Origin of the sequence: Flavobacterium sp. KBS0721 (assembly GCF_002007065.3) — a bacterium.
GTDB lineage: Bacteria > Bacteroidota > Bacteroidia > Flavobacteriales > Flavobacteriaceae > Flavobacterium > Flavobacterium piscis.
Genome location: NZ_CP042170.1, coordinates 3,665,426 through 3,687,140 on the forward strand (window position 1 = coordinate 3,665,426; position 21,715 = coordinate 3,687,140).

The 21,715-nt window shown below is 34.7% G+C and carries 16 protein-coding genes; 8 read left to right on the forward strand and 8 right to left on the reverse strand.

The genetic code is table 11. The features are described from left to right. Positions 1 to 78: 78 nt before the first annotated feature. On the reverse strand, positions 79 to 561 hold the full coding sequence (locus tag B0M43_RS15855; protein ID WP_065449825.1) for a hypothetical protein: 483 nt from the start codon (positions 559 to 561) through the stop codon (positions 79 to 81). A gap of 265 nt (positions 562 to 826) precedes the next feature. Beyond that, on the reverse strand, positions 827 to 1,444 hold the full coding sequence (locus B0M43_RS15860) for a hypothetical protein (RefSeq protein ID WP_078007370.1): 618 nt from the start codon (positions 1,442 to 1,444) through the stop codon (positions 827 to 829). A 334-nt stretch (positions 1,445 to 1,778) separates the two neighbouring features. Between B0M43_RS15860 and msrA the strand changes: the two genes are divergently transcribed. The 3 genes from msrA to B0M43_RS15875 all read left to right on the forward strand — a co-directional run bounded on the left by msrA (position 1,779) and on the right by B0M43_RS15875 (position 4,202). Further along, positions 1,779 to 2,273 carry a peptide-methionine (S)-S-oxide reductase MsrA gene (gene msrA, locus B0M43_RS15865; protein WP_078007369.1) on the forward strand — a complete coding sequence of 165 codons (495 nt, stop codon included), beginning with the start codon at positions 1,779 to 1,781 and terminating at the stop codon, positions 2,271 to 2,273. 573 nt (positions 2,274 to 2,846) lie between these two features. Next, entirely contained in the window at positions 2,847 to 3,512 is a 666-nt protein-coding gene (locus tag B0M43_RS15870) for a GNAT family N-acetyltransferase (RefSeq protein WP_246860134.1), read from the forward strand. Positions 3,513 to 3,587: 75 nt separating this feature from the next. After that, a complete protein-coding gene (locus B0M43_RS15875; protein ID WP_078007367.1) occupies positions 3,588 to 4,202 on the forward strand; it encodes a 5'-methylthioadenosine/S-adenosylhomocysteine nucleosidase in 615 nt (204 codons plus the stop codon). Between the two features lie 249 nt (positions 4,203 to 4,451). Here B0M43_RS15875 and B0M43_RS15880 read toward each other — a convergent pair whose 3' ends face one another. The 4 genes from B0M43_RS15880 to B0M43_RS15895 all read right to left on the reverse strand — a co-directional run bounded on the left by B0M43_RS15880 (position 4,452) and on the right by B0M43_RS15895 (position 10,744). Next, the gene (locus B0M43_RS15880) at positions 4,452 to 5,906 is read right to left on the reverse strand and encodes a TolC family protein (protein ID WP_078007366.1); all 1,455 of its coding nucleotides are present in this window, start codon (positions 5,904 to 5,906) and stop codon (positions 4,452 to 4,454) included. A 3-nt stretch (positions 5,907 to 5,909) separates the two neighbouring features. Further along, positions 5,910 to 9,026, reverse strand: coding sequence for an efflux RND transporter permease subunit (locus tag B0M43_RS15885; RefSeq protein WP_078007365.1), 3,117 nt, complete (start codon positions 9,024 to 9,026; stop codon positions 5,910 to 5,912). A gap of 28 nt (positions 9,027 to 9,054) precedes the next feature. Continuing rightward, positions 9,055 to 10,161 (reverse strand): efflux RND transporter periplasmic adaptor subunit, encoded by a 1,107-nt coding sequence (locus B0M43_RS15890; RefSeq protein ID WP_078007364.1) that lies wholly within the window; start codon positions 10,159 to 10,161, stop codon positions 9,055 to 9,057. Positions 10,162 to 10,381: 220 nt separating this feature from the next. Then, positions 10,382 to 10,744, reverse strand: coding sequence for a hypothetical protein (locus B0M43_RS15895; RefSeq protein WP_078007362.1), 363 nt, complete (start codon positions 10,742 to 10,744; stop codon positions 10,382 to 10,384). Positions 10,745 to 11,344: 600 nt separating this feature from the next. On the opposite strand from B0M43_RS15895, the gene B0M43_RS15900 reads away from it, so the two are divergent. The 5 genes from B0M43_RS15900 (at position 11,345) to B0M43_RS15920 (ending at position 16,550) form a co-directional block, all read left to right on the forward strand. After that, the gene (locus B0M43_RS15900; RefSeq protein ID WP_078007361.1) at positions 11,345 to 11,866 is read left to right on the forward strand and encodes an RNA polymerase sigma factor; all 522 of its coding nucleotides are present in this window, start codon (positions 11,345 to 11,347) and stop codon (positions 11,864 to 11,866) included. A 46-nt stretch (positions 11,867 to 11,912) separates the two neighbouring features. Then, positions 11,913 to 12,122: a hypothetical protein gene (locus B0M43_RS15905; protein WP_078007360.1), complete on the forward strand. Its 210-nt coding sequence runs from the start codon at positions 11,913 to 11,915 to the stop codon at positions 12,120 to 12,122. Positions 12,123 to 12,135: 13 nt separating this feature from the next. After that, positions 12,136 to 12,987: a FecR family protein gene (locus B0M43_RS15910; RefSeq protein ID WP_078007598.1), complete on the forward strand. Its 852-nt coding sequence runs from the start codon at positions 12,136 to 12,138 to the stop codon at positions 12,985 to 12,987. Positions 12,988 to 13,087: 100 nt separating this feature from the next. Next, complete coding sequence (locus tag B0M43_RS15915; protein WP_078007359.1) at positions 13,088 to 15,706, forward strand: TonB-dependent receptor domain-containing protein; 2,619 nt, start codon at positions 13,088 to 13,090, stop codon at positions 15,704 to 15,706. A gap of 4 nt (positions 15,707 to 15,710) precedes the next feature. Continuing rightward, positions 15,711 to 16,550 (forward strand): DUF4249 domain-containing protein, encoded by an 840-nt coding sequence (locus tag B0M43_RS15920; RefSeq protein ID WP_078007358.1) that lies wholly within the window; start codon positions 15,711 to 15,713, stop codon positions 16,548 to 16,550. A gap of 86 nt (positions 16,551 to 16,636) precedes the next feature. On the opposite strand, the gene B0M43_RS15925 is transcribed toward B0M43_RS15920, so the two are convergent. Further along, complete coding sequence (locus B0M43_RS15925; RefSeq protein ID WP_078007357.1) at positions 16,637 to 18,442, reverse strand: prolyl oligopeptidase family serine peptidase; 1,806 nt, start codon at positions 18,440 to 18,442, stop codon at positions 16,637 to 16,639. After that, positions 18,426 to 21,392, reverse strand: coding sequence for a sugar-binding domain-containing protein (locus tag B0M43_RS15930; protein ID WP_078007356.1), 2,967 nt, complete (start codon positions 21,390 to 21,392; stop codon positions 18,426 to 18,428). The genes B0M43_RS15925 and B0M43_RS15930 overlap by 17 nt, the downstream gene beginning before the upstream one ends. Positions 21,393 to 21,715 lie beyond the last annotated feature (323 nt).

The following is a 21,715-nucleotide window of genomic DNA, read 5'->3' on the forward strand; positions in this document are numbered from 1 at the left end:
CCCAAACCTTTTAGGAATGGGCTTTTTTTGTATCCTTTGTGAGCTACATTTACATAGCTTTTCGTTAGAACTCTTGTTTTAATTACGATTGTATTTTTTTTCTTTAACAATTTTATATTTTTTGCTATCTGTTTTCTGAATAATCCAAAATGAGTAATCAACTGTTGAATAATCCATTTTTCCGATAGAGGAACTTAAGTCCAAAGAATATCCTGTTTTATCAAAAGAATCTTTCGTGCTGTCACTATTTAAGATAAATAAAATATTATCGTCTAATAGTGTAGTATAAATTTTATCTATTTCATTCGAAATTATTAAATTTCTAATAGTATTCTTACTGACCAATATAAAATTATCTTTCATAAAGTCAATGTACCAATTCGCCCCTCTTTCATTACAATCATTTCTTTTGTCGGTAACTATTTTTTTTATAACCTTCTTAAGATTGCAATCTTTTAAAAAGACAATTTCTGATGAACTTCCGTTTTTTATGTTAGCTTCTTGTGAATATCCAAAAAAAATCAGCGAAAAAAATAAATATAAAGTACTTAATATTCTCATAACATTTTAGTTTTTAATTAGTTATCAAGATTGTTTAAGTTCTTAATTTTTCTTGGTAGACTAATTCTTTTAACTTCATTTCATTCAAAACTTGCAGAATTGTTGTCATCTCCCGATAGCGCGAGCATATTGTTTGTGAACGCAAAATAATTTTAATTAATTATTTTGAATTATCTAAGGAAAAGATAGAAGATAGATTTAAAAATTTAAGCTTAAAATTAAGGCTAAATTTGTTATTGTTTTTGTAAAAATGCATTATGTATTTTTACCACCATAAAATTTTCTTTTGTTCTTTTTGAAATTTAATTTTTAGATCTGCAATTGTTTTACTATTTTCAATTACAATTTCCTTTTGATAACCATAACAATCTTCAAATCTAGCTAATATTGTATAATCTTTATCTAGTACCAAAGTTTCTTTTCGTGGATGAGATCCTCCTTCATCATAATAAACTTTAAAAACATTCTTGTGGTTTTTGAAATTGACTTTTCCCTTAGCACACAAATAAAAATTATCTAATTTTCTATCAATAAAATAGCAGGTGTCTTTAATTGTTGGAGAAAAAAATAAATACTTGTTTTTATCATTTTGGATATTGGAGGAAATATATATATCTGCTCCATTCCTGTAAAAATCACGCAAATACTTATTCTTCTTTTTCCCATTTAAGTTAATTGAGATGTATTTTTCAATAATTGTATCATTTCTAAATTCATATTTTCTCATAGAATATCCAAGTAAACTATCATTTTCTGAATAAATTTTGTAATACAATTCTTTTTCTGTGATAGTAATATTCTTATCTGTTTTTTTACAATAGATAAATAAAAATGAAATTAGAAAAATAATCGCGATACTACATTTAAAACCTGTTTTATTCATTTTCTTTTTTACTTATCATTGCTTCAAACCAGATCTACAAAGTTTTTCTTCTTGACACTGGAGAAATATTTTTAACTATTATTTCCAAATTTAATATAAATTCTTTTTAAGATGATTTTTAAAATGATCATAAGCCGTCATGTTCTTACTTTAAATTATGTTTTCCTTATTTAAAATCAACAAATAATCCATTATCTTTGATAGAGAACTAAAGAAAATTAGGCATTGTAAACAATAATTTATTTATTCGTTTTCAATGTATTGATTCAATAAAACTTAAGAACCAAATCTAACGAAATCTTAAGTTTTAAAATGATTTTTAAAAACAAATAGTATGGAAAATTTAAAGAAAGCGTATATAGCCGGAGGATGTTTTTGGGGTATGGAAGATCTTTTTCGTGTTCGCCCCGGTGTAATCGATACTGAAGTGGGTTACATTGGCGGGGAAAATGATAATCCCACTTATCAAAATCATCCCGGGCATGCAGAAGGAATGGAAATTACTTATGATGCCAATACAACATCTTTTAAAGAATTATTGGATTACTTTTTCAGAATGCACGATCCAACAACGGTAGACAGGCAGGGTAATGACAAAGGATCAAGTTACAGATCGGCTATATTTGTTCAGAACGAAGAAGAGGAGCAGGCTGCAAAAGAAGTAATTCAGCTTGTTGATGATTCAGGGAAATGGCCAGGAAAAGTGGTTACGACATTGGAACCTATTAGTAAATTTTGGGTTGCCGAAGATTATCACCAGGATTATTTAGTCAAAAATCCAAATGGATATACTTGTCATTTTGAACGATTTAATACTTCGTTTCTGTAAATATTATGGGTGATGATTCCTTTAAATCATCAAAAAAATACAAACCTCTAAAGTCATTGATTTTGGAGGTTTTTTTATGCTAAAGTTTTAATGATCTTATCTTACATAGGATCAACACTAAATGTTGTGGAAAAATATAAAAAAATTAAACTTATTAATTATTTTTTACCACAGAGAACGCAAAGATTTTTATTTAAGGATACTTCTAAAAAACACAAAGTTCACAAAGCTTTGTATTGGCTTAGCTTTGTGAACTTTGTGTTTTTTTATAAAAGAGAAAGATAAAAAACTTAGCGTTCTCTGTGGTTATTTTTTTTCTCGAAAGATTTTTGAATTGGTCCCTAAAATACCAGTTCAATTGATATCAGAATGATAAAATCATATCATTTTGATAAGAATATCAATTAGTGAATAAGAACTCGTTTTTGGTATAAGTTGTTTATATAGAGGTAATAATGGTTCTTTAAAGCTAGCCGTTACGGAATTGGTATGTAAATTGGAAATTCTGTTTTGTATTTCCAATCCATTATAGAATTGTATTATTAATAAAACAGGGAATACAATTAACTAGATATGAAAACCCTACAACGTACAATAGATTTTTCAGGTAAAGATTTTGTAATGCCTGACCCGTTTCCCAACCAATCAATCACCTTAAAAAATAGCCCTATTGAAGAAGAAATACCGAATTTTACGGTTGAAGTCGCCAGCACCAAACATGTTTTTTGGATAAAAGAAATTTGCGACGTCACATTATCATCTGCCATAGCCCGCGGAACGGGAATTTCTGGCCGTTCTCCTGAATTACTGGAATCAAAAATAAGAAAAAGCGAAGCTATTATCGCTTTTACATCAGAGGGAAAATGGGCTGGATTCTCTTTTATATCTTCCTGGGAAGATGGACGATATGTTTCTAATTCAGGATTAATTGTTGCGCCAGAATTCAGACACACAGGCTTGGCAAAAACGATTAAAAGAAAAATCTTCGAATTGAGCCGTCAAAAATATCCTGATGCAAAAATATTCAGTCTGACAACTGGTTTGGCTGTAATGAAAATGAATCATGAATTGGGTTTTGAACCCGTCACGTATTCAGAATTAACTACCGATGAGGTTTTCTGGGAAAATTGCAAATCCTGTGTCAATTGCCCGATTTTACTTAGTAAAGAAAGAAAAAACTGTTTGTGTACGGCCATGCTTTACGATCCCAAACACAACGAATCCTTAAAGATTAAATAAAAAAAATGAAACCATTTTGAAAATACAGAAGTAAATAATACCCGATATTTGCAACATAAAGAAACACTAATTTTTATGATAAAGATTAACGAAAAACATACATACGCATTCAAAGATGTGCTTTTTACATTTGCCCTGGCTTCTGAAGCAGCGGAAGTGTTTAAAGATCATACTGCACTTATTACCGGAATCGGAAAAGTCAATGCTGCCTACGAATTGACTAAAGCGATACAATTAAAAAGGCCTTCGGTAATTGTAAATCTGGGCTCGGCGGGAAGTACTCATTTTAAGAAAGGTGATGTAGTTTGCTGTACAAAATTTGTTCAAAGAGATATGGATGTTAGAGGACTTGGTTTTGCTCTCTACGAAACGCCTTTGTCCGGTTTGCCACCCGTTTTAGAATATGGTCTGGAAATGAACGGACTGCCTGTAGGTATTTGCGGCACAGGAGATAGTTTCGAAATGCAGCATTCTGAAACAATTTACGATGTAGTTGATATGGAATCTTACGCCTTGGCTATGATTGCTATGAAAGAAAACATTCCGTTTTTGTGTTTAAAATACATATCCGATGGTGCCGATGATAATGCAGCCGAAGACTGGAGTGTTCAGGTTCATAAAGCGGCTGTTGCTTATGGCAGTATTTTAAAATTGAATATAAACGAAGCTGCAGATATTCTTAGAGAATAATGAATAAGATTTTTTCTCTCGCAGATTTAGCAGATTCGGCAGATTATTCTTTGCCAGACTTTATCAAAAAAATCTGCTGAATCTGCTAAATCTGCGAGAGCTTTATCAGCGTATTTTTCAAATCATTATAATTTCAAATATTACTTTTTGATAAAAAAAAGGCTGCCTGAATAGATTTCAGACAGCCTCTTATAACTGCAGTTTTTATGTACTAATTTAAAAATTTACGACCAATTAATTGCTTTAAGATTAATTTATTCCACCTCCTAAAGCTTTGTACAATAATACCTGTGACTCTGCATTTTTTAGCTGAATATCAACAAAATCCAGTTCGGCCTGCAGTTTATTTTTTTGTGCATTAATAATTTCCAGATAATTGGCATAACCGCTCAAATACAGATCATTTGACACATTAACGGCAATTTCAAGATGTTCAATTTCTTTCGATTTGTATTTCAAAACACCAACAAAAGATTCTGTTCTGTGCAGTAAAGCACTCAACTCATTATACGCCGTTGTAATCGTATTTTGATATTGTAAAAACGAGATTTGCTGCCTTTTGTTAGACACAAAAAAATCCTGTTTAATCTGTCCTTTATTAAAAATAGGAGCTGTTAATCCGCCAAGTAATTGCCAGGCAAATGATCCGTTATCGAAAAAGGTGGAGAAAGAAAACGAATTAAAACCAGCATAACCACCCAAATTTAAAGTTGGGAAAAAGGCCGCACGCGCTGCTTTTGCATCAGCATTTGTAGCGCGCAGTTCATGATAGGCTTCAGCAACATCCGGTCTTTTATGAATAATAGAATCCACGCTTATTTTTTGATTTAAAACTTCAAGATGTCCGGAAAGGAAATCGGTACTTCTTTCGATTTTTCCGCCATATTCTCCTAAAAGATTTAACAACGCCTTTTCGGTTTGATCAATGCTTAGATTGAGTTGTTCGGCTTCAGCCAAAATGTTGTTGTTCTGCGCATTAAACTGCTGAACAGCCAATTCAGTCGCTTTTCCCACAGAGCGCTGTGCCGAAACAATATCAAGCGCTCTTTGTTGTGTTTTAAGGTTCTTTTTGTAAATCTCAGCCTGTTTATCCAGCGCAATGAGTTTATAATACAAATCAGCAACATCACTTAATAAACGGGTTTGTAATAATCGCATTCCTTCCTGAGAAGCAAAAAATCGTTCGCGTGCCGCTTTTTTACGATTACTCAGTTTTCCCCATATATCAGCTTCCCAGGAAACTTTTCCACCTAAAAACAGGTTAGGAGAAACACTTTCATTTATCCTTTGTTTATCATTAATATTTTGGGAAAAATTGGTATCAAAATTCCCTACACCATCCATAGTATATTTTCCATAACGCGTTCCCGAAAGATCTGCCTGAAGATCTAAAGAGGGTAAAAGAGCCAGTTTTGCCACTTTTAAATGCGAATTGGCAATTAAAATTCGTTCCTCCATAATTAAATAATCAGGATTTTGAGCAATAGCTTTCTTCAAAAGATTTTCAAGTTTCTCATCTTTGAAATAGTTTGCTGTTTGTAGCGGAATAAAATTTTGCAGGCTATCAGCAGCTTTTTTTCGTTTCAGGTCAAAATTTTCCGGCAGCTGTTTCGCTGCCAGATTATCATTGATTTTTGGAGCGGAGCAGGCCGTAAGAAGCAAAACGCCGCCAAAGATTATATATCGATTTATTTGTTGTTTCATGTTTTATTTTTTATTCATTGCTTTTTCTAATTTGGCAAACAAGATGTAAAGTCCCGGAATTATTACCAGTCCAAAAACAGTTCCTATAAGCATTCCTCCGGCGGCAGCGGTACCAATAGAACGGTTACCAACTGCTCCGGCTCCGGTTGCAATACACAACGGAATCAATCCGGATATAAAAGCAAATGAGGTCATAAGAATTGGCCTGAAACGAAGTCTTGCTCCTTCGATTGCGGCCTGGGTAATTTCGCGTCCTAATTTATTTTGTGCCATCGCAAATTCCACAATTAAAATGGCATTTTTGGCGAGCAGACCAATCAGCATGACGAGTGCGACCTGAGCATAAATATTGTTATCTAAACCAACCATTAAAAGCGCGAGATAAGAACCAAATACTCCTACCGGTAAACTTAAAAGTACCGGAAACGGCAATAGTAAACTTTCGTACTGCGCGGCAAGAAGCAGATAAACAAACAAAATACATAAAGCAAAAATGTAAATGGTTTGATTTCCGGAGAGGATTTCCTCACGCGTCATACCAGACCACTGCAGTTCAAAACGGCTTGGGAGTTTTTCTGCTGCAATTTTCTCTACTGCTGCAATCGCTTCTCCTGAACTAAAACCTTCGGCAGGCTCACCGTTGATCATCGCCGACATGTACATGTTGTAACGCGTTAAAACCTCAGGCCCATACACACGCTCCAATTTTATGAAGGTAGAAAACGGAACCATTTCGCCGGCATCATTTTTTAGATACATATCAAGAATGCTTTCCGGATTTTTTCTAAACTGCGGACTGGCCTGAACCATTACTTTGTACATTTGAGAAAAACGAATAAAGTTGGTCGCATAAAATGAACCCAACATGGTTTGTAAAGTCGACATGGCATTGTCTACAGAAATTCCTTTTTTGGCTGCAAGATCATAATCAACATGAATTAGATATTGAGGAAAAGTCGCATCGAAACTGGTAAAGGAGTTCTGAATTTCAGGTGAAGCATTTAACTCTTTTATAAAGTTTTTAGTGACTTCATCTGTATTGCTTATCGTTCCGCCGGATTTATCCAATAAACGCATTTCAAAACCGCTGGTATTACCAAATCCCGGAACTGTTGGCGGAGCAAAAATTTCGATTTGTGCATCTGTAATGCCTTTTGTTTTCTCAGTTAGTAGCGCAATAAATTCATTCACAGAAATATCACGTTCCTTCCAGTCTTTCAAATTAATCATTCCCATTCCGTAAGATGCGCCGGCAATTTCAGTAACAATACTATATCCCGCAAGAGTAGTAACGTTGTCGACACCATTTATTCCTTTGGCAAGACGGGTTACTTCATCAAGGGCTTTTTCGGTACGTTCTACCGTTGCTCCCTGAGGTGTTGTTACATTTACGTACACCATTCCTTGATCTTCAGAAGGAATAAATCCGGAAGGTAAAAACTTGCTTGTTCCCCAGGTTAAGAAACAAAACAACACTAGTAAACCAACCGTAACCACCGTACGATCTGCAAATTTCACAAGTACTTTGATGTATTTAGAAGTAATATTGTCAAACCATTTATTGAATCTGTGAAAAAATCGGTCCAGTAAAGAGGTTTTCTTTTTATTAGGATCATGTGCTTTCAGCATGATGGCACATAAAGCGGGGGTAAGCGTAAGGGCATTAATTCCTGAAATAACAATACTAATAGCCATCGTCAACGAGAACTGCCTATAGAAAACCCCAACCGGACCACTCAGGAAAGCTACCGGAATAAATACTGCCGCCATAACAATGGTAATCGCAATTACGGCTCCGGTAATTTCTTTCATGGCGCTAATAGTAGCGGGGAGCGGATCCATATGTTCTTCGGAAATTTTTACGTGAACGGCTTCGACGACGACAATGGCGTTATCGACTACAATTCCGATAGAAAGAACCAAGGCAAAAAGCGTTAGCAAGTTGATAGAGAATCCCATCATCGACATAAAGGTAAACGAACCAATAAGTGCTACAGGGACGGCAAGAACAGGAATTAAAGTTGAACGCCAGTCCTGAAGAAAAATAAAAACAACAAAAGCAACCAGAATAAAGGCTTCAATTAGCGTTTTTATAACTTCATCGATCGAGGCATCAAGAAAACGGGATACATCATAAGCAATGTTAAAATTCATTCCCGGAGGAAAAGAAGTGCCTTTAAGTTCAGCCATTTTTTCTTTTACACTGGCAATAACTTCAGACGCGTTCGAACCCGGACGCTGTTTCAACATGATGGAGGCTGAGGGTTTTCCGTCGGTTTTAGAAACCATTCCGTAACTCATCGAACCGAATTCAATATTCGAAATATCTTTTAGTCGTAATATTGTTCCGTCAGAATTTGCCCTAAGCGGAATCTCTTCGTACTGTTTAGGTTCGAAAAATTTCCCTCCGTATTTTATAACGTACTGAAGTTCATTGTTTAATTGTCCTGATCCTTCACCAACTTTACCCGGAGCAGCAGAAATGTTTTGTTTTTGAAGTGAACCAATAACCTCATTTGCCGAAATATTATACGAAAGCATTTTTTGAGGATCAAGCCACACACGCATCGAATATTCTTTCTGACCCATGATTTCGGCACGGCCAACACCATCAATACGTTTTAATTCCTGCAGAATATTAATATCCGTAAAATTGAAGATAAATTGTTCATCCTGAGTTTCATCTGTACTGGTAATATTAAGGTACATCAACATACTGTTTACCTCTTTTTCTGTAGTAACTCCGGCCCGAATTACCTCTTCAGGAAGTTCGTCGAGTATGGTAGTTACACGGTTTTGAACGTTTACGGCGGCTAAATCAGGATCGGTTCCTACTTCAAAGAAAACCTGAATCAGCGTTAAACCATCATTCGAAGTTACCGTCGACATATACGTCATTCCCGGTACACCATTTATGGCACGTTCTAACGGAAGCGCAACGGCATCTGCAGAAACTTCGGCATTTGCACCTGTATATTTAGCCGTTACGGTTACAGAAGGCGGCACAATATCAGGAAATTGTGTTATGGGAAGCTGGAATAAAGCTAATATTCCAAGCAGTACTATCATAACCGAGATGATTAATGATAATATTTTTCTTTTAATAAACATTTCGATCATTTTGAAATCTTTTTATGATGTATAATAATTACAGGTTTACACTTTGAGTTTGTTTGATATTGATTTTATCGCCATCACGTAAGGATTGAATTCCTTCCTGAACAATTAAATCATTGTTTTTTAAACCTTTATTTAAAATATATGCATCATCAAGAGTACTCCCAATGGTTACGTTTGTCATTTTAATGATCCCTTCTTTGTTCACTACAAATACAAATTGTTTGTCCTGAATAGAGAAAACAGCTTTTTGAGGAATTACGATCACATTCTTTTTTGGTTCAGAAATAATGAGTTTTCCTGATGTACCATGCTTTATAAATCCTTGCGGATTATGAAATTTAGCTTTGTACTGAATAGATCCTGTTTGCCTGTCGATATCTCCATCGGCCGTTTTTAATTCGCCATTATGACTGTAAACGGCGCCATTTGGCAAAACCAGTTTTATATCTCCTTTTGTATTTAGTGTTTTATCGGTCATCATTTGAAAATAGATATTTTCAGGAATAGAAAAATAAGCGTACACATCATCTAATTGGGAAAGTGTGGTTAAATGCGAACCATTTTCGACAAGACTTCCTTCTTTAAAAGGGATACGATCTATTGTACCATCAAAAGGAGCTCTGATAGTAGTAAAATTAATTTGCTGATTAATGGCTTTTCGTTCTGCAGAAGCATGGGCAACCTTAGCCGAGGCTGCATCGTGTCTGGCTTTTGATAATTCTAATTCTTTGTCTGCAATTACTTTTTTATTAAAAAGAGTTTGTGCCTGCTCAAGTTCTACGGTGGCAATTCTTAAGTCTGCCAAACTGCTTTTGTAGCTGGCTTCAGCTTTTAATAGCTGGATTTGAAGTTCGACATCGCTTATTTTAAATAATAGCTGTCCTTTTTTTACTAATTGTCCTTCGCTGATATAAACTTTTTCCAGTAGTCCCGGAATACGAACATGAATTTCAACATTGTTTTTTGCATGTACATCTGCAACAAACCGATTTGAAACTATTGTGTCCTGCAACGTGACTTTATAGACCGGTACTGTTTTTACATTATTGGTGTTTTTTTTGGTTTTATCTCCGCACGAGACTAAAACAAATAGGGATAAAATAAAAAGTAAAAGGTGATTTTTATAAATGTTCATGAGTGATTTTTAAAAAATTGTATATAAATAGTGGCTCTCCCTGATCATTAATCACAGGAAGTAGAATGAAGATAAGTATCGAAAATATAGATGTATCGGCAGAAGCCGTAAGAGCTGTGCCGTTTTTTTTTTTGAGAAATGTTTGTATAAATAATATGCCCTTTATAAAAAATAAAAGACAATAGAACAAAAGTTCTCTACATCAAAAATAGATTGAAACCTAGAAAAGTTGGTATAAATGAAGGTGAGTATGACGCTGTATTTGATAAATGGTAGCGATACCGTAAATCAGGCTGTCTTCTAAAATTTTAAAATTGAGGAGCTTAGAAAAGTAAAGTGTTTTCAGGATATTACTATCCGAAGTTGTAGCCCTGTATTTTATTTTCTTTTTAACTATGAAATGAATCTCCAGATTTTTAGACATTGACACATCTGAAGAAAAAAGAGGCGGAAGTTCATCAGTCGTAAAATTCTCCTGATGGCAATAATCATTAAGTTTTGGCTGATATTTATAATATTCTGTACTTCTTAAAAAAGAAAGTAAGAATAAAAAAATGAGACAAATAAACTTAAGATGTTTCATGAACAATAGTATAAACCTTCTGAATGGTATTGTTAAAAAATGACAGGAGATAAATTTGATGGTGCGCCAAATATACTAATTTGAAAAATAAGCAATTCTTAATTTTTTCTAAAAACGGTAAAAATTTAAGTTTTCATAACATTCAATTCAGGATAAATAGTAGTCTGATTTTTTATTTTAAGAGGTAAATCCATCTATTATTTTATTTAAAGTTTGTTATGAACTTTTTTTAAATAAATATTAAATGTTTGATAGTAAAGTAGATATTAGTGCTTAATGGTTTTTGTATTTAAAATTTAAAGAAGGACTGTATGAAGTTTTTTTAAAAAACTAAGGAAAGTTGATCTTTTTTGTCTCACTATTAGTTTTTTTAGTTTTTTTTACGGGTTTTTTTATATGTAATAAAAAGATTAAAAAAGTCCTCTTTTACAATTTGCAAACTAAATTTTTAAAAAAGTTTACGAACCTTGATTAAATTTCTGTTCTTTGCCAATTAAAGTTTTTATTAAAAAAAGTAACGAAACTTAAGTCTTAGCGACCAATTTAAAATACAATATTATTAGTTATTTTAAGTTAAGACTAAATAGCGTATTTGCGTTTATGGACAACAGGAAGTTTATAGTAAGTTTAAAAAATGGTAATGAGGCTTCTTTCAAGGAAGTATATCTCAAGTACTACGATAAACTGATAAACATTGCCAGACGTTTTGATGCTACAGTGATGACCCCGCAGGATTTTGTTCAGGAAACTTTTTTAAGATTGTACAACAAAAGAGAATTGCTTAATGAAGAAGTCTTATTCGATAAACAATTGTTTACAATTTGCAAGAATATCATTCTCAATCATGTTAACAGGGAAAACAGAATAATTCAGCTTGATCCTGAGTTCGAAAAAATGGAACCGGAAGATACAGAAACCATAATTTTTGAAGAAAGAAGGGAGAAACTACATAATTTTATCAATCTTCTTCCGGAACAACAACAAAAAATATTTACTTTACATAAACTGGAAAACCTTAGCTATAAGGAGATTGCATCAATTACAGACCTTTCTGAAAAGACAATTGCCAATCATATTTATCTTGCCAGTAAATTTATTCGAAAAAAAATCGAAGAGCATTAGGAACTTTTGTGTTCCCGTTTGTTATACTATTAAACGGAAACATAAAATGCATATCGAATCTTATAAAACAGATGTTACAAGCAAAGAAGATGCAAGCTTTATTGTAGTGCTTCTGCAGTTTATTATTTCTGATTGTATCATGAAATTCGACTTAGAAAATAATAATCATATTCTAAGAATCGAAACCAACAGGGATATTAAGGAAATGGTTTACGGTGTTTTTAATAAACAAGGATTTTATTGTCAAAAAATATAATGCCCCCAAAGCAATGGATGAAAAAAAATTAGAAGAAGAATTAAAAAAGATCTGGGACGAAACCCCTGTTTCACATTCTGATAGCGAAAAAGAGGCTTCGTGGGCAGAATTTCAAACGAAAGCCTTTCCTTCAAAAAAGAAGAAAAATAGCTCGTGGCGTCATTATGCAGCAGCGGCAGCCATTTTACTTTTTATTTTAATAGGGACGGGAATTTATTTTAACGGTCCGTCATTAACCAATAGTACCAATTTAAGTGTGGCCGGAAATACAATTGAAAACACAACTTCAATCATCAAAATTATTGCCTTACCGGATAGTTCAAGGGTAGAGTTGAGTCCGAATTCTAAAATTGTTTATGCTGATAATTTTGCTGTAAACAGAAAACTGGAAGTTTTCGGAGAAGCGTATTTCAAAGTAAAAAAAGATAAAAAACATCCTTTTCAGGTACTTTGTAACGAGACTACAACTACGGTTTTAGGAACCTCTTTTACGGTTACGGGATACAACAAAATTAGAGTAGAGGTTGCACTTTACGAAGGAAGTGTACAAATGAATGTAAAAAATCAGGACAAGAAATGGATCCTGAAACCCGGCGAAAAATTCACCTACGGAAACGAAACTGTTGCTATAGTTGATTTTGAAAGATTTAAGGATTTTGATGATCAAAAACTAACTGATATTGCTTCTTATATTGAATCGAATTATGGCTATAAAGTAATACTTCCGGAAGAATATATTAATCAGAAAATTACAGTGCGCATCAATAAAAAAGAAGAATTAAAAACGATTCTAGAATTACTATCAGAAATGTATAACCTAAAATTTGAAATAAATGAAAATTTAAAACAGATTACTTTTCAATAGAAAAGAAAAGGATGCACTAGCCGCGAAACTAAACATCCTCCTCATTGTCAAGATAGTATGAAGCTATCCTATTTAATAATATTCAAAAATACAAAATTTCATGAAGCATATAATTTCAGCATGCTTTTTTTTATTCAGTTGGTGTATGTTTTCTCAAAACGTAACCGTAACGGTAGACCAGACTGTAACATTAAAAGAATTTTTTAAGCAGATAGAAAGCCAAACCGATTTTAAATTTGCCTTTACGGATCAAATTAATACAAGTCAAAAATATTTTACCCAAAAACGAACCTTTACCAATACCGATATAAAAGAATTGATCAGCGAACTGAATAAGACCGCATCCATTCAATTCTCAATTGTAGGCAATAATATTTTCGCGAAGCAAAAAACGACGAAATCCTCATCAGCTAAAAAAAAAAACAAGCTAACCGGTCAGGTTCTTGACGAAAACAGAGAACCGGTTATTGGTGCTAATGTTTATGTAAGAGAAGCTTCTATTGGCGCTACAACGGATGCAAATGGATCTTTTTCGATAGAACTCGACAATGGCAGTTATACCGTTGAGATTAGTTATCTGGGTTTGAAAAATAAAGAAAAGCGTATTACGATTTCTGATGATGAAAGAATGAAATTTAATATGGAGTCAGACAGTCAGCAATTAGAGCAGGTGGTCATCACTACCAGCAAGGCAGTTGACGTCAAGAATACCCAAATGAGTGTAAATAAACTTTCGATGGCCGAAATCAAAAGACTCCCGACTGCAATGGGTGAAGCTGATCCATTAAAATCATTATTGACTTTACCGGGTGTTACCAATGCCGGCGAAGCTTCGTCTGGTTTTAACGTTCGTGGAGGTGCCGCTGACCAGAATTTGATTCTTTTAGATGGTGCTCCGGTCTACGGGGATTCTCATATGTTTGGTTTCTTTTCTATATTTAATGCAGATGTTGTTAGCGGATTAGATTTATACAAAGGAGGAATTCCGTCTAAGTTTGGAGGACGTGTTTCCTCAGTTCTTGACGTTACTCAACAAACCGGAGACCTTAATGATTATAAAGTAAACGGAGGTATTGGTCTTATCTCAAGCCGACTTTTAGTGCAGGGGCCTCTAAAAAAAGATGTGGGTTCGTTTATTATTGCAGGACGTGCTTCTTATGCCCATTTATTTTTAAAACTTACTGATATCAAGAGTTCCGTAATGTTTTATGATATTAATGCTAAACTTAATTATCGTTTGGGAGCCAATAATACCATTGCTTTTTCCGGTTATATGGGAAATGATTTATTTGATATTAATAACTTTTTTGCCAGTACTTACGGTAATACTATGGGAACGGTTAGCTGGAAACATAAATTTTCGGACAATTTAAATACGAACCTTTCTGTTTTTTACAGTGATTACAAATTTAACCTGGAAATACCATTTCAAAAATTTGAATGGGATAGCAAAATCACCAATTACGGACTTAAATATAACTGGAATCACACCATATCAGACAATTTTAAACTGAATTATGGTATCGATGGTTTGTATTATGATTTTAATCCGGGAACTGTAAAGCCTTATGGTAGCGATTCGCAGTTTAATTACAATCAGTTAGATAAAAAATATGCTTTAGAAACTTCTGCTTTTCTTGATGTCGAAAATCAGGTTACAGAAAAACTGAATCTTCGTTACGGACTTCGCTACAGTACGTTTTTGCGTTTAGGCGGAGAAACTATTAGTACTTATGAAAATGGACAATCAGTAGTATACAATCCGTTATATCATATTTATGAAGAAGCAGAGCCAATAGGGAGTACGTATTACGGAAAAGGAAAAACCATCAGTAAGTTTGATAACCTTGAACCTCGATTGGCATTATCTTATGCATTTAATGATGAAACTTCGGTAAAAGCGAGTTACAACAGAATGGCACAATATATTCATATGTTGTCGAATACCCGCGCTCCGTTGCCTATGACGATCTGGACACCAAGCGGACCTTTTACAAAACCACAAATGCTGGATCAATATGCAGTAGGGTATTTCAAGAATTTCAAGGAACGCGAATATTCTTTTGAAGGAGAATTATTTTATAAAAAAATAAAAAACCGTATCGATTATATTGATGGTGCAAATTTATTGGGTAATAACAATATCGAACAGGACATCCTGAACGGAGAAGCGAGATCATACGGTATGGAGTTATTATTCAGAAAAAATACAGGTCGTTTTACAGGATGGGTTGCCTATACTTTATCTAAAGCTGAACAAAGAACGCCGGGAAGAACACCTGAAGAACCAGGAATCGCCAATGGCGGATGGTATTTATCAGGATACGATAAATTGCATAATCTAAATGTTACTGCCAATTACGAATTCAATCCTAAATGGTCGTTTAACGCTAATTTTAGCTTACAATCAGGTCAGCCGGTAACATATCCAAACGGTTATTATGAATTTGGAGGAAGAAATATACCTAATTATACGCTAAGAAATTCAGACAGACTTCCTGCCTATCATCACTTGGATATTGGTGCAACTTATACGCCTAAACCGGATAAAAAACAAGGATGGCAAAGCTACTGGGTATTTAGTATTTACAATCTTTATAACAGACAAAATGCTGCATCGATGACGTTTTCTCAAAATGATAATACAGGAGCGAACGAGTCAAAACAACTGTCTATTTATGGATTAGTACCTGGAGTTTCTTATAATTTTAAATTTTAATAGTATGTTACGATTAAAAAAATACAATTTAAAAAGTAAAGCATTTACTTTATTTAGTCTTCTTTTTGTTTTACTTCTTTCGTCCTGCGACAAGGTTGTTGAACTTGATTTAGAAACAGGAGATCCAAAAATCGTGATCGATGCCGAGATCATTTGGGAAAAAGGAACCAGCGGAAACGAACAGTCGATAAAAATTACCAGAATGGCTTCTTATTACAGTCCAATGACTCCAAAGGTTTCAGGAGCACAGGTAAGAGTTGAAAATAGTAATGGAGATATTTTTACATTTAATGAAGCTGAACCGGGTTTATATAAGTGTACTAATTTTGTTCCTGCAATTGATATGGAATATAAATTATTTGTACAAGTTGATGGACAAACTTTAACCGCTACCGAAAAATTAGTTGCTGTGCCGAAAATAGAAAGAATAGACCAGGAATTTATGGACGATATATCAGGAGAAGATCTTATTGTGGTAACATTTTATTATAAAGACCTTGCTGATCAGGTCAATTATTATCTGACAGATTATAAAACGGATATTTTGCCTTATCCGGAGTACACATCGACAAGTGATGAATTTTTGAATGGAAATGAAATCAATGAAAAATTTACAGATGAGGATTTAAAGCCGGGAAAAGTTCTTGACATCACACATCGTGGTATTTCTAAAAACTTTTATAATTATATGAATTTGATTTTAGAAGCTGCAAGTTCGAATCCTTTTGGTGCAGTACCGGGTAATATAAGAGGAAATATAGTGAATACTACAGATGCGAACAATTTTGCACTAGGCTATTTTAGAGTTTGTGAAGCAAACCATATGTCGTATACAGTAAAATAAGAATTTAATTGGAGGTTGATTTGTAAAACATCTGGCATATAAATAATTATGTCAGATGTTTTTTTTATTTATATAAAAATTGAATTTTACTCCTTCTTCAAATTCCTAATCTCCTCGGCAGAAACTTTTATCACCGTACCATGACGCGTTCCCGAGGGAAAACTAACCTTATCCGAAATATCCTGCCAGCCTTTTGAAGTTTGTTGTACAGCACCGTATTTTTTCAATGTATACTTATCAAAATAAACTGTCCATTGATTGTCGATTTGAATGGCAGTTGGTCCTTCGGCCCAATAATTTCCAGTAATTGGTTCGCTGGCTTTGCTATAAGGACCCGTCAGGTTTTTACTGATGGCGATTTTTAAATTTTTCTGCACCGGATTACGGGTTTCATCTTTAAGGTACATTACATATCCCTGATCCTGTTTTACAATCGAAGCATCGATAACATTAAAACCCGGTTCGTACAATAATTTTGTTTTTTCAAATTTTTTAAAATCCTTTGTCGTCGTATAATAAATGCGGTGATTGTATCCTTTTTCTTCATCTGATTTTGTTTCAGGAAACTTTCCGTCAATTGTTGAAGCCCAATAAATCATGTAGGTTTTATTTTTTTCGTCGAAAGTAATTTCGGGAGCCCACGTATTTCTGGCTTTTTCTTCATGTGCCATTACGGGAATAAATTCCTGTTTCGACCAATGAATCAAATCTTTTGATGAAGCATAACCAATTCCTTTATCCGTCCAGCTTACTGTCCAGACCATATGATACAAACCGTCGCCGCCTTTTATCACACAAGGATCTCTCATTAGTTTGTCTTTCCCTACTTCCGGAGTCAAAAACGATGCATCATTTTTCAAGGTATTCCACTGATAGCCATCGTCGCTATACGCCATATGAAGGCCGTCTTCGCCATTTCCTTTAAAATAAGTAAACACATATCCTTCTGATTTTAAAGTATAATGATTCGCAGCAAGCCATTTTTCACAGTCTTTTGGCCATGAGGCATTCGTTCCTTTTACGCCCAGACCAAAACCGTGGCCGCCATCTTCATACAAATGCATTTCGGCAGAAACTTTTTCTTTCTTTAAAGCCAGATAATAATTGATGCTGTTTTCAACCGGAACCGCTTTGTCATCTGTAGCATGAACTAAAAAAGCTCGGGGAGTGGCAGCATTAATCTGTTTTTCATTAGAATAGTTATCGATGGCTTCACTTCCCGCATTTTTTCCTAATAAGTTGTCCCTTGAACCTTCATGAGTGATTCCGTTTTGCATGGAAATAACAGGATAAATTAAAAGAGAAAAATCAGGTTTTGCACTTGTTGTATCAGTTGGTGTGTACACTTTATCATTATAATGCGTGCTTAATGTCGCCGCCAAATGTCCTCCGGCAGAAAACCCCATAATCCCAATTTTGTTCGGGTTCAGTTTCCATTTTGCAGCATTTCTGCGTACCAAGCGCACCGCTTCCTGAGCATCCTGCAAAGGACCAACTGTTTTGTTTTTCATGATCAGATCACTTGGTAATCTGTATTTTAAAACAAAAGCATTGATGCCCAAACTATTGAGCCATTCTGCTACTTTATAACCTTCTTTATTAACCGCCAGCATTCCGTAACCACCACCGGGACAAATGATAACCGAAGTTCCGTTTGATTTTTCGGCATCAGCAAAATAAGCAGTAAGAGTAGGCAGGGTTACTTGACGAGCTCCTTCGGAAATATCGCCTTTGCGGTCTGTTATTTCTGAATAAGTTGTCGATTGAATCTCATCAGGGATTTTATCCCATAACGGAATTTCCTTTTTTTGTGCAAATAATGGAGTGATCATCCAAAAGGATATCAAAAAGAATAAGGCTTTTAGCGGTTTCAAATTATTTGATTTTTTCATAAAATTCTATTTCAACAATACGTAATTGTCCGGTTGCATCTACTGATGTTTTATCTTTATATAAATCTAGCTCTTTTGCGGCATCTACTTCAACAATTTTAGCAAAACCATCCTTTTCCTTGCTGGATCCGATTAATTCAATGGTGATTTTTTCAGCGAGCACAGGTTCCAAAGCAATCGTAATATAACCTAAACTTTGCGAAGTATTACCTTTAAAAACTTCTTTTCCATCCGCTAAAATACGAATAGGATACATTTTGGTTCTCCATCCTGTCATTTTTACCACGCATTCGTTTACTGTCGTCGGTTTCGAAAGCGTGTACGTTATCGATCCTGTATTAAGGTTTCCGTCATTTCGCCATTCTGTCAATTCATTGTCATCGTAACTTTTATAAGTATCATTATTATTCGATGGCGATACAGCGTTCAGGATATTTACGGCAATTCTTTTTTGTGTGTACGAAGGCATTTTTGACGTTGGCCCGCGTTCTAAATTTGAAGGAAGATTTTTGCCAGGCAGTTCTTTCGAAATTCCGTTTGTAACCGTTACAGGCTTTGTTTCAAAAGTAATTTCGGCCTCTTTTAGTCCTTTCGCGTAAGCGGTAATCTTTATTTTTCCGGCTTTCGCCAAAGATTGAATCATGACTCTGTTAATGCCATTTTCGACCGGAATTTCCTTTGAAAGAATGTAATTTTTAGGACCTTGAGCAATTCCTCCAAGCCAGTTCACAGGACCATCAAGAGTAAAAGTGATCAAATCATTGCTGATCGGGCAGCGGTTGCCGTTTTTGTCAACCACTTCAACATCAATCAAAGCAACATCATTGCCATCTGCCAGCATTCCTGCAGGTTGCGTGCGTAATTTTAGTTGTATGGCTGCCGGTTCATCAGTAGTGATTTTAGAATCTTCGCTTAAAATAGCTCCGTTTTCATCATAACCAATCGCTTTAATTGTTCCTGATTTCCAGGTTATATTTTCGAAAGTAAACAAGAATTCGCTGCTTTGTTTGCCAAAACCCTGCGAAACTCCATTTACAAATAGTTCAACTTTAGAAGCTGTCGAAACTACGTAAATGTTTTTTTTAACTTTATCAGTATAATTCCAGTGTCCCATAATATGAGTGCGGTGTTTTTCGATATCAACCCAACCGTCCCACATGACCTGATGCGCCCAATAACCGTCTTTTGGAATACGCATGGCATCGACTTCGCCGCTTGTTCTGTAATTTTGCTCCCCGCGATGGTGTGTATTCGAGTCCGAAAATATGATATTCACGCCACCGGAATTCACTCGTTTTCCGGTTCCGGGTCTTTCACGATAATAATCGTACCAGCGTACAATATTTTCTATAGCATGCCGATCCTGATTGTGATTGTAATCCTGAGCAGGATTGCCACGATACAAAGGACCGTCGCCTTCTTTATGAAACGGAGGGGAGAATTCGTCCCAATACTTACGCATGCCTTCATCTCTCGAATATTCAGTTGCCCACAAAGGTTTTCTGGCGCTTTTATTAATATAAAGCATTTCTCCGCCATATTCCGCTTCCTGACTGTCCAGCATTTCACGGGAACCAATCGCACGTCCTCCAAAAGGATCATAAGTATCCCTGAGACTTTTCATTTCATGCATGTGCGCTTCGCTTATCGATTCGTTGCCGCTTTCATAGAAAATAATACTCGGATTGTTTCGGTTGTAAATAATGGCATCACGCATCAGGTTTACTCTTTGTTTCCAGGTATCGCCCTGCGCATCTTTTTCGGCGTCTCCTGCGGGCATTGCCTGTAATAAACCCACTCTGTCGCAGGATTCAATGTCTTGTTTCCAAGGCGTTACGTGCATCCATCGCACTAAATTTCCATTGCCTTCTACAATCAATTTATTGCTAAAATCGCTCAGCCATGGCGGAACCGACATACCAATTGCCGGCCATTCGTTACTCGTTCTCTGTGCATATCCTTTTACCTGAAGCACTCTGTCATTCAACCAAAATTGTCCTTCTTTAAATTCCGTTTTTCTGAAACCTGTTTTAGTCGAAACTTCATCAATAATTTTTCCATCCACTTTCAAAATGGTTTTTACGGTATATAAATAACCGTATCCCCAACTCCAAAAGTGTAGGTTTTCAACGAGATGATTCGCTTTTAAAGTTTTAGTTTCATTAGGGAAAATAGTAGTTCTTTCACCAAGGAAAGAAGCAATTTGTTTACCGTCTATATCTTCAATGATTACTTCATATTCAACAGTTTTCGCTGTGTCAAATTCATTGCGGATTTGGGTTTCGGCATTTATGACAGCACTTGCAGCTCGAATATTAATTTTAGATGGATAAATATAAACGCCCGTAGTTTTTAGAAAAGAATATAGTGGAAGCGTCTGGTACAATTTACTCGTAACATGCAAAAAGACGTTTTTAGGAATACCACCATAATTAGCGTTAAAGTTAATGTTGTTCCATTGATAAGAAGCTCCGGTGGCTTTTTCTTTGTATTTCCAGTCATTATCAATTCGAAGTGCAATAGTATTTTCTGCCGGGAAAGGTTTTAGGAAAGCCGAAATATCAAAACCAAATGCCATAACGCCATTTTCATGAATTCCCACTTTTTGTCCGTTTACATAAATTTCTCCCGCTTGACGAATGCCTTCAAATTCAATAAAAATTTTATGGTCTTTAATTCCTTTAGGCAGTTTGAATTTTTTGCGGTACCAGACAATTCCCGTGGTGAGATGTTCGATATCTTTTTCAAAAGCTTCTTCCTGATTGTAAGCATGCGGCAAAGTCACTTTTTTCCACGAGTTGTCATTAAAATTTACTGACGCAGCGTCTTTAAAATCCCCGGTTTTTAATTTCCAATCCGCATTAAAATTGATTTTTTCTCTTTTAAATTCCTGAGAGAATAAAATAGCATTAAACAACAGTAGCGCAAAATATAAAAAAGCTTTCTTCATTGGAATTGTTTATTTATAACAATCTGAATTAGTTGTAAAACCAATTCAGCTCAAACTTTTCAAATTGAAAGTTTTGTTATCGTAAATGTATCGGCGAAAAGCCAAATTACCATCCTGTAGCATCCTGTTTTGCAGAATTAAATATGTAATAAATTGTAGTCTTTGTTTTTCAATTCTTATTTTTTTATAGAAATAAATAGGAATAGTAAAAAAATAAATTAATATTTTTTTTGATATCATATTTTGATGGATTTCTGTTTAAATACGGGTTGTAAATCAGGCAATTGAAGTTGGTTTTAATAAGGATAAATTTATAGAAAAGC